At 35.3% G+C, this 18,243-nt stretch carries 20 protein-coding genes; 15 read left to right on the top strand and 5 right to left on the bottom strand.

Annotated features, from left to right (window positions below):
- The first annotated feature begins 157 nt into the window (after window positions 1-157).
- From PXC01_RS18435 to PXC01_RS00640, 12 genes are all read left to right on the top strand, one after another.
- Window positions 158-241: a four helix bundle protein gene (locus PXC01_RS18435; RefSeq protein ID WP_420828577.1), complete on the top strand. Its 84-nt coding sequence runs from the start codon at window positions 158-160 to the stop codon at window positions 239-241.
- A 181-nt stretch (window positions 242-422) separates the two neighbouring features.
- On the top strand, window positions 423-1,868 hold the full coding sequence (sufB, locus tag PXC01_RS00685; protein WP_276470456.1) for a Fe-S cluster assembly protein SufB: 1,446 nt from the start codon (window positions 423-425) through the stop codon (window positions 1,866-1,868).
- A gap of 60 nt (window positions 1,869-1,928) precedes the next feature.
- A complete protein-coding gene (sufC, locus tag PXC01_RS00680) occupies window positions 1,929-2,681 on the top strand; it encodes a Fe-S cluster assembly ATPase SufC (RefSeq protein ID WP_276470455.1) in 753 nt (250 codons plus the stop codon).
- Window positions 2,682-2,760: 79 nt separating this feature from the next.
- A complete protein-coding gene (gene sufD / locus PXC01_RS00675; protein WP_276470454.1) occupies window positions 2,761-4,077 on the top strand; it encodes a Fe-S cluster assembly protein SufD in 1,317 nt (438 codons plus the stop codon).
- Window positions 4,078-4,206: 129 nt separating this feature from the next.
- Entirely contained in the window at window positions 4,207-4,866 is a 660-nt protein-coding gene (locus PXC01_RS00670; RefSeq protein WP_276470453.1) for a porin family protein, read from the top strand.
- A 90-nt stretch (window positions 4,867-4,956) separates the two neighbouring features.
- Complete coding sequence (locus PXC01_RS18430) at window positions 4,957-5,253, top strand: outer membrane protein (protein ID WP_420828576.1); 297 nt, start codon at window positions 4,957-4,959, stop codon at window positions 5,251-5,253.
- An 88-nt stretch (window positions 5,254-5,341) separates the two neighbouring features.
- The gene (locus tag PXC01_RS00665) at window positions 5,342-6,556 is read left to right on the top strand and encodes an aminotransferase class V-fold PLP-dependent enzyme (protein WP_276470452.1); all 1,215 of its coding nucleotides are present in this window, start codon (window positions 5,342-5,344) and stop codon (window positions 6,554-6,556) included.
- A 106-nt stretch (window positions 6,557-6,662) separates the two neighbouring features.
- Window positions 6,663-7,730: a zinc metalloprotease gene (locus PXC01_RS00660; protein WP_276470451.1), complete on the top strand. Its 1,068-nt coding sequence runs from the start codon at window positions 6,663-6,665 to the stop codon at window positions 7,728-7,730.
- 246 nt (window positions 7,731-7,976) lie between these two features.
- A complete protein-coding gene (locus PXC01_RS00655) occupies window positions 7,977-8,402 on the top strand; it encodes a SufE family protein (protein ID WP_058104471.1) in 426 nt (141 codons plus the stop codon).
- A 5-nt stretch (window positions 8,403-8,407) separates the two neighbouring features.
- Window positions 8,408-8,740, top strand: coding sequence for an SUF system Fe-S cluster assembly protein (locus tag PXC01_RS00650; protein WP_058104470.1), 333 nt, complete (start codon window positions 8,408-8,410; stop codon window positions 8,738-8,740).
- Window positions 8,741-8,769: 29 nt separating this feature from the next.
- Complete coding sequence (locus PXC01_RS00645) at window positions 8,770-9,276, top strand: DUF2480 family protein (protein WP_276470450.1); 507 nt, start codon at window positions 8,770-8,772, stop codon at window positions 9,274-9,276.
- A 72-nt stretch (window positions 9,277-9,348) separates the two neighbouring features.
- Complete coding sequence (locus tag PXC01_RS00640; RefSeq protein WP_276470449.1) at window positions 9,349-10,269, top strand: DUF3078 domain-containing protein; 921 nt, start codon at window positions 9,349-9,351, stop codon at window positions 10,267-10,269.
- Window positions 10,270-10,549: 280 nt separating this feature from the next.
- On the opposite strand, the gene hflX is transcribed toward PXC01_RS00640, so the two are convergent.
- Window positions 10,550-11,761, bottom strand: coding sequence for a GTPase HflX (gene hflX, locus PXC01_RS00635; protein WP_276470448.1), 1,212 nt, complete (start codon window positions 11,759-11,761; stop codon window positions 10,550-10,552).
- A 165-nt stretch (window positions 11,762-11,926) separates the two neighbouring features.
- Between hflX and PXC01_RS00630 the strand changes: the two genes are divergently transcribed.
- Both PXC01_RS00630 and PXC01_RS00625 read left to right on the top strand, forming a co-directional pair.
- Window positions 11,927-12,904, top strand: a complete 978-nt coding sequence (locus PXC01_RS00630; RefSeq protein WP_276470447.1) for an endonuclease/exonuclease/phosphatase family protein — start codon at window positions 11,927-11,929, stop codon at window positions 12,902-12,904.
- A 163-nt stretch (window positions 12,905-13,067) separates the two neighbouring features.
- Entirely contained in the window at window positions 13,068-15,266 is a 2,199-nt protein-coding gene (locus PXC01_RS00625) for a S8 family serine peptidase (protein WP_276470446.1), read from the top strand.
- A gap of 102 nt (window positions 15,267-15,368) precedes the next feature.
- Here the strand turns inward: PXC01_RS00625 and PXC01_RS00620 are convergent, their stop codons facing one another.
- Together PXC01_RS00620 and PXC01_RS00615 are read right to left on the bottom strand one after the other, a co-directional pair.
- Window positions 15,369-15,878 (bottom strand): DUF3124 domain-containing protein, encoded by a 510-nt coding sequence (locus tag PXC01_RS00620; RefSeq protein ID WP_276470445.1) that lies wholly within the window; start codon window positions 15,876-15,878, stop codon window positions 15,369-15,371.
- A 92-nt stretch (window positions 15,879-15,970) separates the two neighbouring features.
- Complete coding sequence (locus PXC01_RS00615; RefSeq protein ID WP_276470444.1) at window positions 15,971-16,693, bottom strand: 3'-5' exonuclease; 723 nt, start codon at window positions 16,691-16,693, stop codon at window positions 15,971-15,973.
- A 112-nt stretch (window positions 16,694-16,805) separates the two neighbouring features.
- Here PXC01_RS00615 and PXC01_RS00610 point away from each other — a divergent pair, with 112 nt between their 5' ends.
- Window positions 16,806-17,045 (top strand): hypothetical protein, encoded by a 240-nt coding sequence (locus PXC01_RS00610; protein WP_276470443.1) that lies wholly within the window; start codon window positions 16,806-16,808, stop codon window positions 17,043-17,045.
- Here PXC01_RS00610 and PXC01_RS00605 read toward each other — a convergent pair.
- Window positions 17,023-17,802, bottom strand: coding sequence for a tetratricopeptide repeat protein (locus PXC01_RS00605; RefSeq protein WP_276470442.1), 780 nt, complete (start codon window positions 17,800-17,802; stop codon window positions 17,023-17,025). The genes PXC01_RS00610 and PXC01_RS00605 overlap by 23 nt on opposite strands.
- Window positions 17,786-18,208, bottom strand: coding sequence for a hypothetical protein (locus PXC01_RS00600; RefSeq protein ID WP_276470441.1), 423 nt, complete (start codon window positions 18,206-18,208; stop codon window positions 17,786-17,788). The genes PXC01_RS00605 and PXC01_RS00600 overlap by 17 nt, the downstream gene beginning before the upstream one ends.
- Between the last annotated feature and the right edge of the window lie 35 nt (window positions 18,209-18,243).

Here is an 18,243-nt window from a genome sequence, read left to right as displayed (position 1 = left end):
GAAATAAGTAAAGGTAATTATGTATAGTTCTTTTGAAGATTTAGAAGTATACAAATTATCGATAACGTTTACAGGGAATATTTATAGATTGCTAGAAAGGCAGCCTCTGAAAAATGATTTTTCAATGGTTGATCAATTAAGTAGAGCAACAATTTAAATTTCAAATAATATTTCCGAAGGTTTTGAACGAGAAACGGATAAGGAATTGATTAGGTTCCTATATTTTGCGAAAGTATCTTGAGAAGTGAGAAATCTTTTCAATGTAATGGAGGAAGTAGGATATTTTGATAAAAGGGAATTAATAGAGTATAGAGCGCAAATTGTGGTAATTTCAAAGCAGCTAGCAAACTATATTAAATATGTTAAGAGGAGATGTAGTTAGTTTTTAACTCATTAACTTTTAACTTATTAACTATAAATATATGGCATATACAGAAGAAGAATTAAAGAAAGAACTGGAAACCAAAGAATATGAGTATGGTTTCTATACAGATATTGAGTCCGAAACGTTTCCCAATGGTTTAAACGAAGAGATCGTTATTGCTATTTCTAAGAAAAAAGGAGAGCCAGAATGGATGACGCTTTGGAGATTGGAGGCTTTTAAGTACTGGAAAGAAATGGTGGAACCTGAATGGGCAAATGTTCATTATGAAAAGCCGGATTTTCAAGCGATATCTTACTACTCTGCCCCAAAGAAAGCAGATCCGAACAAAACTTTAGATGATGTTGATCCAGAGTTGTTGGAGATGTACAAGAAGTTGGGTATTTCTGTAGATGAGCAAAAGAAACTTCAAAATGTTGCGGTAGATATTGTAATGGATTCCGTATCCGTAGCAACAACATTTAAAAAGACCTTGGCAGAAAAAGGTATTATTTTCTGTTCTATTTCAGAGGCTATAAAAGAGCATCCAGAATTGGTAAAGAAATATATTGGTTCTGTTGTTCCACAAAGAGATAATTTTTATGCCGCATTGAACTCCGCTGTTTTTTCAGATGGTAGTTTCTGTTATATTCCTAAAGGTGTTCGTTGTCCAATGGAATTATCGACATACTTCAGAATTAACCAAGCAGGTACAGGTCAGTTTGAGCGTACATTGGTTATTGCTGATGAAGATAGTTATGTAAGTTACCTTGAAGGTTGTACAGCACCTTCTAGAGATGAAAACCAACTGCACGCTGCGGTTGTAGAACTTATAGCTTTAGATGGCGCCGAGATTAAATATTCAACGGTACAGAACTGGTTTCCTGGTAATAAAGAAGGAAAAGGTGGTGTGTACAACTTTGTGACCAAAAGAGCTTTGTGTGAAAAAAATGCAAAGGTATCTTGGACACAGGTTGAAACTGGTTCTGCAGTTACCTGGAAATATCCTTCTTGTATCTTAAAAGGGGATAATTCGATTGGTGAATTCTATTCTATTGCCGTAACCAACAATTACCAACAAGCAGATACGGGAACTAAAATGGTCCATATTGGTAAGAACACCAAGAGTACCATTATTTCTAAAGGTATTTCTGCAGGAAAATCTCAAAATAGTTACCGTGGACTGGTGCAGGTGAACAGCCGTGCAGAAGGTGCACGAAACTTCTCTCAATGCGATTCTTTGTTGATGGGTAATGAATGTGGTGCACATACTTTTCCATACATAGAAGCAAAGAATAAGAGCGCTATGATAGAGCATGAGGCTACTACCAGTAAAATTGGTGAAGACCAAATATTCTATTGCAACCAGAGAGGTATTGATACAGAGAAGGCGATTGCATTAATTGTAAACGGTTTTAGTAAAGAAGTACTAAATAAGCTACCAATGGAATTTGCTGTAGAGGCCCAAAAATTATTGGAAATTAGTTTAGAAGGTTCTGTAGGATAAATAATAATTAAGATTTTTAGTAAAACGCCATAGGCGCCACAATATTTAAAGTAACATATTATGTTGAAAATTAAAGATCTGCATGCTAATGTAGAGGATAAGGAAATATTAAAAGGAATTAACTTAGAGGTAAAGGCAGGTGAGGTACATGCCATAATGGGACCAAATGGTTCAGGTAAGAGTACATTGGCTTCTGTAATTGCCGGAAACGAAAATTTTGAGGTTACCAAAGGCTCTATTGAACTTAGTGGTGAAGATTTAGAAGATGTATCCCCAGAAGAAAGAGCGCATAAAGGTGTTTTTCTTTCTTTCCAATATCCAGTTGAAATTCCTGGTGTTTCCGTAACCAACTTTATGAAAACGGCTATCAACGAATCTCGTAAGGCAAAAGGTTTAGAGGACATGCCTGCCAAGGATATGTTGAAATTAATTCGTGAGAAATCTGAGTTACTTGAAATTGACCGTAAGTTCTTATCTAGATCTTTGAACGAGGGATTCTCTGGTGGTGAGAAAAAGAGAAACGAAATTTTTCAAATGGCAATGTTAGAGCCTAAAGTTGCCATATTGGATGAAACCGATTCTGGTCTGGATATTGATGCCTTAAGAATTGTTGCTAGTGGTGTCAATAAGCTAAAGAGTAAGGATAATGCCGTAATCTTGATTACTCACTACCAACGTTTGTTAGAATATATCGTGCCAGATTATGTACATGTTTTGCATAACGGTAAAATTGTGAAATCTGGTGGTAAAGAACTTGCGCTAGAGTTAGAAGAAAAAGGATACGACTGGTTAAAGCAAGAAACAGCGGTGTAATTAAGTATACAGTATTCAGTGGCAGTAATCAGAGATTATAACTGCCAACTGTTACTGCAAACTGGCAACTGAAAAAAATATGGATTTAAAAGATAAATTGATTTCCTCTTTTATGGCGTTTGAGAACAACGTGGATGTAGAGCATCCGGTACATGATGTTCGTATGGCGGCCATAAAAAACTTTGAGGAAAAAGGGTTTCCTTCTAAAAAGGAAGAGGCTTGGAAGTATACTTCGTTGAATAGTATTCAAAAAATAGATTTCAGCATATTTCCAAAAAAAGAAAATGCGTTGGAGTATAAGGATGTAAAACGCTATTTTATCCACGAAATAGATACCTATAAGATTGTTTTTGTGGACGGTATTTACAGTTCTTACCTTTCTGAAACTACGCATGACGGTGTAGATATCTGTTTAATGAGTGCCGCGCTGACAAAACCGATGTATAAGCCGGTTATAGATGTGTATTTCAATAAAGTAGCTTCTAAGGACGAGTCGTTGACTTCATTGAATACGGCATTTAGTAGAGAAGGAGCTTATATTTACATACCTAAAAATAAAATGCCTAAAAAACCAATTGAAATTTTGCATTTCTCTACGGGTAATGAGGCATCTTTATTATTACAACCAAGAAATTTAATTGTAGTAGAAGAAAACGCTGAGGTTCAAATTATTGAACGTCATCAAAGTTTAACCTCAAACGAGGTACTTACCAATGCGGTTACGGAAATTTTTGCCGCTAAAAGTGCTATCGTCGATTTTTATAAGATTCAGAACGATGTTGAATCTGCATCATTAATTGACAATACCTATATTGATCAGAAAGACAAAAGTCTTGTAAAAGTACATACGTTCTCTTTTGGAGGTAAATTGACACGTAACAACCTTAACTTCTATCAAAACGGGGAGTATATAGACTCTACCATGAAAGGTGTTACTATATTAGGAGAAAAGCAGCATGTAGATCATCACACTTTAGTACATCATATAGAGCCAAATTGTGAAAGTCATCAAGATTATAAAGGAATCTATGGTGATGCTTCTACAGGTGTTTTTAACGGTAAAATCATCGTTGATAAAATAGCTCAAAAGACCAATGCTTTTCAACAGAATAATAACATTCTAATTAGTGATAAAGCTAGCATCAATACAAAGCCTCAATTAGAGATTTTTGCAGACGACGTAAAATGTTCTCACGGTTGTACTATTGGTCAATTAGATGAAGATGCATTGTTCTACCTACAATCTAGAGGTATTCCACAGAAAGAAGCAAGAGCATTATTAATGTATGCGTTTGCAAATAACGTTTTGTCTTCTGTTCGTATACCAGAATTGAAGATTAGAATTAATAAATTGATTGCAGAAAAACTAGGGGTGAACCTTGGGTTTGATTTGTAGATAAGAGCAATCTACTTAACATATTGTTATAAGACTTTAAAAAGCGACACTTCATCAGTGTCGCTTTTTTTATGAAAGAATTTACTTATAAATTAACGGCTTAATAATAAACCAACAACCAATTTACCTATGAAAAAACACTATTTGTTTGTGCTTTCTTTTTTCATTTTCAATGCCTCTATTTGGGCTCAACAAGCTAGATTTGGAGTAAAAGCTGGATTAAATGTATCTAACATAGATAATAATGATTCTTTTTATGATAAAAATAGCAATTATAGAACTTCATTTCATACAGGTCTTTTTGCTGAAATACCATTGAGTTCTAAATTTTCATTTCAGCCAGAGCTGTTGTATTCTTCAATAGGTAAAGTAGATGAATATGATTTAAATTATAGAAGTTTTGACTTAGAACCGTTAAGCGCAGATTCTTTTAAGCTCGTGCAAAAAAGAAATTACCTTGCTATTCCTTTAACATTCAGGTGGTTCGTAGGAGAACGTTTTTCTATCAATGCAGGACCCCAAGTAAGTTTTCTTTTAAATACCGTAAGTAAAGCTAAAGGAGATGATTTACCTGAATCTTTTAATGAAGTTTATAAAGCTTCAGGAGATTTTAAATTAGATTATGGGGCTGTTCTTGGTGTTGGTTATACCATAAATGACAATTTAAATATTGGTCTACAATATTATAGAGGGTTGAAAGATTTATTTGGTGATTCTGATTTTGATATCATTGATCGTAAAGCTTACCATTCTGTGTTTCAATTAACGGCATCATATTCTGTTTTCTAAATTAAATTCAATTAAAATTAACAGTTCGTTAAGTAATCCTTAACGAACCGTTGTATTTTCTTATAGCCTAAGTTATTTGCGGAGTTACCTATTCCTGGTCTATCTGCTCTTAGACCTCAAATTGGTATAGGTTATTCGTTTAGTATAGTTGATATATATTATGATAACGGAGATCAATTTTTTTCTGATAATATCAATACGGAAGGAGGATTAAACCTAAATCTGGGATTATCTTATGACATATCTCAACGATTTTTTGTTCAGGTACAGTATGATTATATTAATTTGAATTTTGAAGGAGAATCTGAAATTAATTGTCAAACAAGTACTTACGATTTTAAAGAGAAAACAGGCTTTTTAAAAGCTGGTGTCGGATTTCGGTTTTAAAACTAACAAATCAACCACTTCACAAAAGGATAAACAATACCCGATATGTTTTCATTATCGGGTATCTTTGTATATAAGAAGATTGACTATGTTAGATATTAAAAAAATAAGGGAAGATTTTCCAATACTTAAGCGTCAGGTAAACGGTAAGCCATTAGTTTATTTGGACAATGCCGCTACATCACAAACGCCACAACAGGTTATTGATGCTATTGTAGATTATTATCAGAACTACAATGCCAATATACATCGTGGGGTACATACGCTTTCGCAAGAGGCTACAGATAAGTATGAGCAGGCTAGATTAAAAATTCAGAAGCATTTTAATGCCGCCAAATCTTATGAAATCATATTCACGTCCGGAACAACGCATAGTATAAATCTTGTTGCAAACGGATTTTCCTCACTCATAAAGAAAGGAGATGAGGTTATAGTTTCAGCAATGGAGCATCATTCTAATATTGTGCCATGGCAAATGCTATGTGAACGTACAGGGGCTGTTTTAAAGGTAATACCTATGAATTTGGATGGAGAATTGCTAATGGATGTTTATGAAGATTTACTATCGGATAAGACTAAGCTGGTTTTCTGTAATCATATTTCGAACGCTTTAGGAACTATTAACCCTATTGAAGAGATTATTGAAAAAGCGCATGCAGTAGGTGCAGCCGTATTAATTGATGGGGCACAGGCAACTCCGCATTTAGTTGCTGATGTACAAGCTTTAGATGTTGACTTTTATACCTGCTCGGCTCATAAAATATGTGGACCAACAGGTGTTGGTATGCTATACGGTAAAGAAGAGTGGTTAAATAAATTACCACCGTACCAAGGCGGAGGTGAAATGATTGCCGAGGTAACTTTTGAAAAAACGACCTATGCAGATTTGCCGCATAAATTTGAAGCGGGTACGCCTAATATTTGTGGTGGTATTGCTTTTGGTGCCGCTCTAGACTATATGAACGCTATTGGCTTTGAAGAAATTGCCAAATATGAGCATGAGTTGTTAGAATATGCCACACAGGAGTTACTGAAGATAGAAGGACTAAAAATTTACGGTACGGCAAAAAACAAGACTTCTGTTATTTCTTTTAATATAGAAGGTGTACATCCATATGATATGGGTAGTATTTTAGATAAGTTGGGTATTGCGGTACGTACCGGGCACCATTGTGCACAACCTATAATGGACTTCTTTAAAATACCAGGTACGGTGCGGGCAAGTTTTGCTTTCTATAACACAAAGGAAGAAGTAGATGTGTTGGTACAAGGTGTTTTAAAAGCTAAGAGCATGTTGCTTTAAAGCTTATTAATTATTTAATCATTATTGGTCTTATCGTAACATTTCTTTAACATAATGTTAATATTTTGTATATTAGGTCACACTAATTATAATACATTAACTATTTATGAAAAAAGTAATTCTAAGCGCAGCTTTACTAGGCTTGTTTCTAGTCTCTTGCGAAAATGATTCCCCTAACATTGATGATACGGTAGAAGATTTTCAGGAAGTACAGATAGATATGAGCGACTTTAGCTTATATGTTGATCAAGATGATATTGCAGGTAAATCTGCCAATAGTATTGAAAAATGTGTTTCTATGAAAAACTTGGAATACAGATTGTCAAAAAATAAAGGTCTGGCTAAAAAGATGTATGATATTGAATACAATACTCGTAAAGCTATTGCATTAAAAAACCAAGGGAAAGGTAAACCCGGAGGAGGAAATGGTGGTGGAGGAAGTACACCCACAATATTTGAAGGGTCAATTACTATTCCTGTAGTTGTTAATATTATAGAACAGTTTTCAGGACAGGTTACCCAGAACCAAATCAACTCTCAGATAAGAGTTCTAAACGAGGACTTTCAAAATAATAATAGTAATACGGTTGGGGTTCCTTCGGAATTTGCAGGTCTTGTTGCAGATGTTGATGTTGCTTTCGTATTAGCAGGTGTCAATAGAGTAGTAAATTCCAAAGCATCTTGGGGAACTAATGATGCTATGAAAATCCCTTCTCAAGGTGGTATAGCACCAACAGATCCATCTAGTAACTTGAACTTATGGGTTTGTGAAATAGGTGGTGGTATACTTGGTTATGCACAATTTCCTGGTGGATCAGAAGCTACTGATGGTGTTGTGATCGGTACCAATTTCTTTGGAGAAACCAATGCTGGAGGTATTTATGGAAAAGGACGAACCGGAACTCACGAAGTAGGACATTGGCTGAATCTTCGTCATATTTGGGGTGATGGCAGATGTAATAGAGACGATTTCGTTGCGGATACACCTTCTTCAGATGCTCCTAACTATAACTGTCCATCATATCCTACAGTAAATTGTAGAACTGCGGATATGACAATGAATTATATGGATTATGTTCAAGATGATTGTATGTATATGTTCACTGCTGGTCAAAATGATCGAATGAGAGCATTATTTGTTGCAGGCGGACCAAAAGAAAGCTTTGTAAATTAAATACGGTTAAAGCTATTTGATATTTAGGGACATCTTAAAAGATGTCCTTTTTTGCTTTAAAAATTCTAAGAATGTGAAATTTTAAATCAGTGTCAAAAGTAATTTTCTCTATTTTTTAATTTTAAATAGTACTTTAAAAAAGGTTTTTCTAAATAGAAAAAATTACTTTAATTAATTAAATAAGAGCTATTGCCAAAACTGTTGATTGGCATAATTACTTGTTGTAATTTTGTACAAAATAAAGCAATGGAAATTAAAGAGATACAAGAAGAGATTATTGATGAATTTTCCATGTTCGATGATTGGATGCAGCGGTATGAGTATATGATCGAGTTGGGTAAATCTTTGCCATTGATCAAAGAAGAATTCAAGACCGATGATAATATTATAAAAGGTTGTCAAAGCAAGGTTTGGGTACATGCGGAGCTTGAGGATAATAAGTTGGTTTTTACCGCGGATAGTGATGCTATTATTACAAAAGGTATTATTGCCATTTTAATAAGGGCGTTCAGTAATCAAAAGCCACAGGATATATTAGATGCGGACACTGAGTTTATTGATGAGATTGGATTAAAAGAGCATTTATCGCCTACACGGGCAAATGGTTTGGTAAGTATGATCAAACAGTTGAAGTTATACGCAGTGGCGTATCAAACACAAATTGAAGAATAGAAATTATGAGTGACGAAAATATAGCAGAGGATAGTGCAGAATTAGGGGAGAAAATTGTTCGTATTTTAAAAACAATTTATGATCCGGAAATTCCTGTAGACATCTATGAATTAGGTTTAATTTATGATGTTTTGGTAAACGAGGACAATGAAGTAAAGATTTTAATGACACTTACTTCTCCTAATTGCCCCGTAGCGGAAAGTTTGCCTGCAGAGGTTGAAGAGAAAGTAAAATCTTTGGATGCCATTAAAGATGCAGAGGTAGAAATTACTTTTGATCCACCTTGGACGCAAGATTTAATGAGCGAAGAAGCGAAATTGGAATTAGGATTACTTTAATCATAAAAAGCAATTGATAACGTGCTTCTATGGAAGATGAAATTGTAAATAAAGTTGCCCAAAGCAAATTGATCACCTTTAACCTTGAGGATTATTATTCAAAAGGTGAAAGAATGGTTTTGGACATCAAAGATTGGCTGTATGAAGGCTTTATTCTCAAAGAAAAAGAATTTAGAGCCTTTGTTGATGCCCATGACTGGTCGCAATATAAGGATGCATACGTTGCCATGCATTGTTCCACAGACGCTATAATACCTGGCTGGGCTTACTTATTGCTAAGTGTAAAGCTTAGCGGTATAGCCAAAAAAGCTATTCAAGGTAGTTTGGTAGATTTAGAAACAAGTATATACCAAAATGTTATTGAAACTATAGATGTTTCTGATTATCAAGATAAGTTGATCATTATAAAAGGCTGCAGTAAAAAACCTGTTCCTGCCAACGCTTATTTGTTTCTAGCAGAGCGTTTAAAACCAGTTGCAAAGTCCATTATGTATGGTGAGGCATGTTCTTCTGTGCCATTATATAAAAGAAAATAACATAATCGTGTTAAAAGAAGTTGCGAAGTATTATTACCTTTGCGCCACTATAAATTATAAACATTAATTATTATGAAGAAAATTGTATTAACTCTAGCCCTTGCATTTGTTGCAACTGTTGGTTTTTCTCAGACAGAAGAGGAACTAAAAGGTCAATTAAGTGCAACAAAAGATTCTATTGCGGCTATTCAAGGAAGAGCTGACGCTATTCAAGGTGCTATAGATGCATTGCCAGGATGGAAAAAAGGTGCATTCGGTACTATCGGTGCCAACTTAAGTAGCTTTAACAACTGGTACGGTCAAGGTACTCCAGATTTATCTTCTGGTAACATTGGTGTAACCGTAAACGCTTTTGCTAATTTGAACGAAGAGAAGTTCTTCTGGAGAAACTCTGGTAACATTAATTTAGGATGGGTAAAGTTTGACGATAAGAACGATCCTACAGATGATGATAGCTTTAAGCAAGGTACAGATGTATTCAATATTACTTCTCTTTACGGAAGAAAGCTTAGTGAAAAATGGGCTATTTCTGGTTTAGGCGAGTACAGAACCACAATATTGAACAACTTTAACGATCCAGGATACCTTGACTTAGGTGTTGGTGCTACTTGGACTCCTATTGCAGATTTAGTAGTTGTAATACACCCATTAAACTACAACTTTGTATTTAGTGATAACGATGCAGTATTTGAGTCTTCTTTAGGTGCTAAAATAGTTGCTGATTATACAAAACAAATAGGTGCGGTTAACTTTAAGTCTAACCTTTCTATGTTCCAAAGCTATAAGAGCGGTGATCTTTCTAACTTAACTTGGATCAATTCATTTGGTTACACCTTATGGAACGGTATTGGTTTAGGTTTTGAATTTGGTCTACGTGATAACAAGCAAGAAGCTTTAAATTTTGCATTGACTGAAACTCCTACTGAAACGTTTGATACAGTTGATAATAAATTACAAACCTATTTCTTAATTGGTCTTAACTACTCTTTGTAGTCTTAGATAGTATTTTAAATATTAGTATATATTAAAAAAGCCCTCTAATTAGAGGGCTTTTTTCGGTTAAGTATTATCGTAAAATTTGGGGTTTTACTTTTTAGTTTTCATAAGTTAAATATCGATTTGGGGTCAAGACTTATCTTAAGTACACTGTAAAATTAATGCATAAGGTCTTGTTGCAAACAATTTATGTTGTGAACTGATCGCATAATGTGGTGAGATTTATCATCGGTTTAATTTCATCGATGAACTACATCTTTTCACTTATAATTGGGTTCTAATACTGATCTAAATGTTCTGGATAAAGAAAATTATTATAAGGAAAGCGGGTTACGTGAATATCTCTGACTTCATCATAAACACGTTTTCTAAACTCATCTAGGTTCTCTTTATTCAATGCAGAAATAAAAATGGCACGGTCGCCTACTTTTTCCATCCATGTTTGTTTCCAGTCATTAATGGTAAAATGCTTTCCGGTACGTTCGGTGACCAGATCATCATCATCAATAGTTTCGTGTTCATATTGATCGATCTTGTTGAAGATCATGATGCTTTTCTTATCTGAACTTTTAATTTCGGACAAAATTTGGTTTACAGATTCTATATGCTCCTCAAATTGCGGGTGGGAGATATCCACTACATGTAATAATAGATCTGCCTCCCTTACTTCATCTAAAGTACTTTTAAAGCTTTCTACTAGTTGTGTAGGCAGTTTTCTTATAAATCCTACCGTATCACTTAACAAGAACGGTAAGTTCCCTATAACTACCTTTCTTACCGTAGTATCCAAGGTGGCAAAAAGTTTGTTCTCTGCAAATACATCACTTTTACTAATGACGTTCATTAAAGTAGATTTACCAACATTGGTATAGCCAACTAAGGCAACACGGACCAAAGCACCACGGTTGCCCCTTTGGGTCTCCATTTGTCGGTCAATTTTTTTCAACTTGTTTTTAAGTAGTGTAATACGATCCCGTACAATACGTCTATCCGTTTCAATTTCCGTTTCCCCGGGTCCGCGCATACCTATACCACCTTTTTGTCTTTCAAGGTGAGTCCATAGTCCGGTAAGTCTTGGCAGCAAATATTCATATTGTGCTAGCTCTACCTGGGTTCTAGCGTAACTTGTTTGTGCACGTTGAGCAAAGATGTCTAATATTAAACTGGTACGGTCAATTATTTTACATCGTAATTGTTTTTCTATATTACGTTGTTGACCTGGGGTAAGTTCATCATCAAAAATAACGGAACCTATTTTGTGTTCTTCTACATAACGTTCCACTTCATCCATCTTACCGCTTCCTATAAGAGTTTTTGGGTTGGGTACATCCATTCGTTGTATAAAGCGTTTGGTAACTTCACCACCGGCCGTATAAGTAAGAAACTCTAGCTCATCTAGATATTCGTTTACTTTTTCCTCACTTTGTTCTTTATTGATAACACCAATAAGAACCGCTTTTTCATAATCAATACTCTTCTTTTCTATCATAATACCGTAAAGTGCAAAATTAAGCAATTACCGATAAGCTATTTTGTATTTTTAATGGCTCGATAATCGAGATAGTATACATTAAGACATTCTTTAAAATTTCAATCTTTTTATATGGAATTTCAAATGGTTAGATCTTAATGAAGTTACCCATTAAAAAGAAACATGCGATTTTCATTTTTTAAGAAAAAAACTAAAAAACAGCGCTATTCGGTTGCGTTCTACAATTTAGAAAATCTATTTGATCCAGAACGTAATACCAAGATTTTGGACAAAGATTATACACCAAATGGAGCAAAAAAATGGACGATGGAACGATACCATCGAAAACTTTACAAATTATCTAAGACCATTGTTAAGATTGGAGAGGAGGATCATCCTTACCCACCTGTTTTATTAGGTGTTGCCGAAGCTGAAAATAAGAGTGTATTCAAAGCATTGTTAGAAACTAAAGCTTTGAAGGATATAGATTATGGATATATACATTATGATTCTCCCGATGAACGCGGTATAGATACAGGGCTTATTTATCGCAAACGCTTTTTTAACGTGCTACATTCAGAACCTTTAACGTTAATGGTAGATAATGCCGGTGGGGTAAGGGATACTACAAGAGATATACTATATGTAAAAGGAGAATTAAATAAAGAATTGGTGCATGTATTTGTAAACCACTGGCCCTCTAGACGAGATGGCGGCGTAGAGACAGAATACAAAAGGGTTATTGCCGCAAATGAAATTGTTCAGAAAGTTGATATTATAAAGGAGACAGAATTAGAACCCAATATTATTGTCATGGGCGATTTTAACGATGATCCCTCTTCAAAAAGTATGCAGATTTTAAAATCAGAGGCAGCTTTGTTCAATCCTTTTGAGACTTTACACATACCTGAAACTACGGGGTCTTCTGTATATGGTAATAAATGGAACATGTTCGATCAAATTTTGGTGTCGAATTCCTTTTTTAATTATCAAAAGAATACACATAGTTTTGATAATGCTGCCATATTTGATCATAAATCATTAAAGGAGAAGAAAGGAAAATATAAAGGATCACCTTACAGAACATTCGTTTCTGATCGATATATGGGTGGTTATAGTGATCATTTTCCGGTGTATGCCATGTTTACTTTTAATTCTTAAAAGCTTCGTTAATCGAGAGAATAATCTTACACATCGCAAATTGATGTTTTCACAACAGGTTCAACATTATGTTTAGGCATTTCGTCGAATAAAACTGTTCATTCATCGAAACCTTAAACAAGGTTGGTATTATTGTAGTCCAAATCTTACAAAACACCTACAGATGAATACGTACATTACCACCGATCGTACCTATAGTATCTTGTTTATACTATTCTTTGTTATCACGACAGCAAATGTCGCAAACGGACAAATCTCAACAGAGCGTCTTAAAATTAAGGCTAACAACAAGAAAATTGAACTTGCGAAATTCAAGTCTAATTTGGTTTCCGAGTATGACGTTGAAAGGACACATCTTAAAGAGGTAGCAAAGTTGAATAATTGGAAAGTCAAAGAAACTTTGGCTAACGGCAAAAAAATAGAGCTACAGGCTATTGGCGAAGATGGTAGTCCTTTGTATTATGAAACTTATGCTGACCAGGCCGGTGTAGTTTCTAGGGCAAGTGCATTAAATACAGATGGTCTATTGGGCTTGAATTTAGATGGTGATGGAATGGAAGTAGGTGTTTGGGATGCCGGTGTTGCCTTAACAAATCATGTTGAATATACATCTAGAGTTACAATAGGCGATAAAAGCACAGATGTTGATGCGCATGCAACCCATGTAACGGGTAGTATTATTTCTACAGGTATTAAAAGAGATGCTAAGGGCGTAGCCAATAAAGCTAAGGTAGTATCTCATGATTGGACAAGGGATAAAATTGAAGTTACCGAAGCTGCTGCCGAAGGTCTTCTTCTTTCTAACCATTCTTATGGTATTAAGGCCAGTCGTGTACCAGACTGGTATTTTGGTGCCTACACCAAAGTAGCACAGGATTGGGACAAGATTATGTACAATGCCCCTTATTATCTTATGGTCACCGCGGCCGGAAATGCTCAAAAGAACAGGGATAATCTAGATCCTATATATGGTCAATCTGCAGATGGTTTTGATGTACTATTAGGATTTACCATTGCAAAAAATAATATTACGGTTGCGGGAGCAAATTCTAAAGTTGATGCCAATGGAAATTTAAAAAGAGCAGATGTTTGTACCTATAGTAGTTTTGGTCCTGTTGATGATGGTAGAATAAAGCCGGATATTGCCGGTAACGGTGGTACCGTTCTATCTACTGATGCTGCTAGTAATACAAGTTATGAGACTTCTTCCGGTACTTCTATGGCTACGCCAGGTGTAACAGGATCCTTGTTATTGTTGCAACAGTACCACAAAGAATTATATGATACCTATATGAAAGCGGCAACTTTAAAAGGTCTTGCCCTGCATACGGCAGATGATATAGACGCCTTAGGGCCGGATTATAAAATGGGATGGGGTATCATGAATTCTAAAACTGCTGCCGAAGTATTGAACAACAAAGATTTTTCTAGCCATGTTTCAGAAGAATCGTTAGAAAACGGTAGTTCATTTTCATTTGATGTTACCGCAGAAGGTAATGAAACCTTGATAGCTTCTATTTCATGGACAGATGTACAATCTAGTTTTATCAATTCAGGTGATTTGAACAATACTACCGCCGCATTGGTAAACGATCTTGATATTAGGGTAACAAAAAACGGACAAACATTTTTACCTTGGAAATTAAACCCTGCACAAGCAGAAAACAATGCAATTAAAGGAGATAATAAAGTTGATCCTTTTGAAAGAGTTGAAATACCTAATGCCAATGGTACGTACACCATTACGGTTACACATAAAGGAGCGCTTGTAAATGATATACAGGATTTTTCTTTGATCGTTACCGGGGTTGCTATGACCACTTGTTCCCTTAATGCGCCAGAAGTTAGTCTTAACGAGAAAAAGACTAGTAATGTTACCTTAGCCTGGAACGCTTCTGAAGAGGCTCTTTATGAAATTCAATACAAAGAGGTACATGAAGAAAATTGGACTACGGAATACATCTCTGAAAATAACTTTAGCTGGAGCAATTTGCTGACAGATGCTACATATTCATTTAGAACAAGAACGTTCTGTTCTCAAAATATAGCATCTGAATTTAGTGAAGTGGTCACATTTACTTTTAAAGGGGAAAATACCGAGTTAGAAAAATTAAACCTTATGAACCAGGGGTCTGCGATACCGTTTAACGTTTATCCAAATCCTGCGGTAAATGAAATTCATTTGAACGTTAAAACTTCGGAAAATACGGTGTATAGAATAATGAGCGTAAGCGGCGTACCTTTAAAGACAGATAAAGCTACAAGTTCTATTATAGATGTTTCTGAACTACCATCTGGTCTGTATGTATTGCAAATTCAAGATCAAACACTAAGTAAAAGCACAAAATTTTATAAATATTAATAGGCTTTAATGGCACCGCCAAAGAGTACTATACCGCTAGGCTTACCTGGAATTTAAAAATTTGTTTCCTGTGAATGCCTAATGGGCTTGCCCTGAGGTGTTTTACTTAATTCTTCTGGATTGGGTGGTGAAGGAAAGACCTTGCTGCCCAACGGTGGAGTTCATAATGCCTTCAAATAATGGTTCTGGGCTTGTTTTGGGCGCATGCCATTCAAAAATAAAATTAGAACCTGTGCCGCCTTCAACATCCATCTCGTCAATAATGATTTCAACGGTTTCAAGGGGTGCCAAATAGATAGGGTGAGTAAAGTAGTTGCGTAAGGATACGCCATGCGTATCAAAATACTCTGCCTTGGTCAAGTATATAGTGTCCACATCGCTGGTATTTCGTAAACTGACCATAGCCGTTAAATTGTGTGTTTTATGTTCAGAACTGCTATAAATTTGGGAATAGATGGATAAGTATGATTTTCCGTGTTCTAAAGAATCCATAGTTTTTATGGTAGCCTTTCTCTTAGTCCAGTTTTCAGGATTTATAGAGCTTATTTCCTTTTCTTGCACACAGCTTGCTACTAATACAATTACCGAGAATAATAGGATAACTTTTTTCATACGTATGGTTTGTTTAAAACAAATGATGGTACCAACAAAATTACACCATTAGTGCTGTTTTTATATCGGCTAGTGCTAATTTTAACGTCATACTATTCATTAGCAACCTTCTTTACCTCTATATCGGTCAATAGCGGTTGATTTCTAAGCCTTATATACACTTGTGCAGTTGTGAGGACATCTAACTCACAGTAGTTGACAATACGGGTTAAATCATTTTGCTCGTAATACACCACGCGCACCATACTGCCGTCAATATCTTCTTTGGGTGATGGTATGCCCAGTACATGTGCCATTAATTTTAAAGAGGTATAGTGCTTGTAATCACCAAACTTCCAAAGCTCCATGGTATCTATATGCGGAACTTCCCATGGTTTTTTGCCGAATAAGTCTAGTTTTTGTGGTAATGATATACCGTGAATAATCATTCTGCGAGCTATGTACGGAAAATCGAATTCCTTACCGTTATGGGCGCAAAGCACATGTTTGGCATGATTAAAATGCTCGTCCAAAAGTTCCTTAAAATCCAGTAGTAGCTTATATTCTTCACCGTGAAATGTGGTAATTCTAAAATTTCTTGTATTGCCTTGAAAAGTAAAATAACCTACCGAAATACAAATGATTTTACCAAACTCCGCCCAAATACCTGCACGTTCATAAAAATCCTCTGCCGTAATTTCGTCTTTACGTTGGTATTGAGATTTATGAGCCCACAATTCTTTGGTGGTATCATCCAACTGGTCAAAAGCACTTTTTTCCGGCACGGTCTCAATATCTAAAAACAAGATATTTTCAAGATGTATTTTATCGGGCATAGAAAGGTAAGATACTAATAAGTAAGAAATTATGGTAATTTCATTGTTGTCTTACTTACAATAGCTGTTTTTTTAATTCTTTGGCAATCTCACCGATCTAATTATATATGAAATGGTAAACCAACCAACCAGTCTGTTTTTTGCTGATAAAATGAGTTTAAAATTCTGGAAACTAGCGGTAGTCTACACCTTTGCATCGATAAAATGTCAAGTGAACGAAGTTAAATGGGTGTTTTGGGTATTGAACAAACCAAGTGGTCTGTTTTTTGGAAGCTTAAACGAGCTGTTTCAGAACCCTTTTTCTTCCTTAATGCCTTTTCTGGGGCTTATTAGTTCTCTAAAGCACGTTTAAAATCCACTATTTCTGATAGGTAGATTTCATTCAAATATTCGTTGTAGTAATCCTCTCTTTTAAAGGCTATATTACTTTCTGCTTTAAGAATATGGGCTTTGGCTTTCTCCAAATCCCCAAGTTTTTGATAGGCTTTTGCAATGCCGAAGTGCGACTCTGCTACGTTTTCCGATTGCTGTAATGCGCGTTCAAATTCGGTTATTGCTTTTTCGTAATTTCCAAGTTCATATTCACAAAGTCCTAGGTAGACGAACGTATGTATATCTACCCAATCTTCTTTTTGCGTTTTAATGTTACGGTTAAACATTTCAATAGCTTTTGGGTAGTCTTTTTTGCCGAAATAACATTCTCCACGTAAAAAGTCAATATCCTCGCCCCAAGGAGCATCAGTTACGTTTGGGGTAAGATTGTCAAGTCTATCAAAGTCAAGTAATGCTTTATCGTAATCACGCATTTTACGCAACCTGATCCATCCGCGATACCCTAAATGTTTAACGGGGTCTAGCTCAACAGCCTTGTCTAAATATTCAAAACCTTTACTGAAATCTCCGCCTTTATTAAAAGAAACGGAACGCTCCATCCAAGCATCGCTGTTATCCGGTGCATATTCAATTGCTTTTTCATAATGATGAATTGCTACAAGAAAGTCCGATTTCTCCAGATCTGATTTTAAATGCCACCAAATGGTAGATCCAATAACCAGAAATAGAATAATGGAAACTAAAAATAGGAGTAGGTATTTAAAAAATTTCTTCAATTTTTCCGTTTTTAATTTTTAATTTAATGAGGTTGTAGGTCTTAAAATCTTTATCTCTTTCCCAATCTGTTAAACTTAGTGCAACGGTCTCCAATTCTTTAATTAAAGTGCCATTATTGAAAACCGTAGGTTGATAATCTTCGTCAATTTGAAATGTTTCCATTTCGCAAAATTCACCTGTTTTGGTAATGTAAAGTTTCAATGTCATAAAACCGTTACTTGGTTGTATGTTGGTTTCGGTTAGTTGAATTTTTTTGAACGCCTTTCGCAGCGTTGGGTTTTCGCCTCTTATTCTGCTATTGATATTATTTGCCCAGTAAGGCATTGTACGTTCTTCGCAGTCGTTATTTTCTTGCGAAAGGGCTAGAAAGGGTAAAAAGGTTATTAGGAGAAAAAGTTTTTTCATTTGATGGGTAAGCTATATGGTTGGGCTAAAGGATA

This window comes from Maribacter huludaoensis (assembly GCF_029350945.1).
In the GTDB taxonomy this organism is placed as follows: domain Bacteria; phylum Bacteroidota; class Bacteroidia; order Flavobacteriales; family Flavobacteriaceae; genus Maribacter; species Maribacter huludaoensis.
The sequence above is the reverse complement of the archived record's forward strand: the minus strand, read 5'-3'. Positions and strand labels throughout refer to the sequence as shown.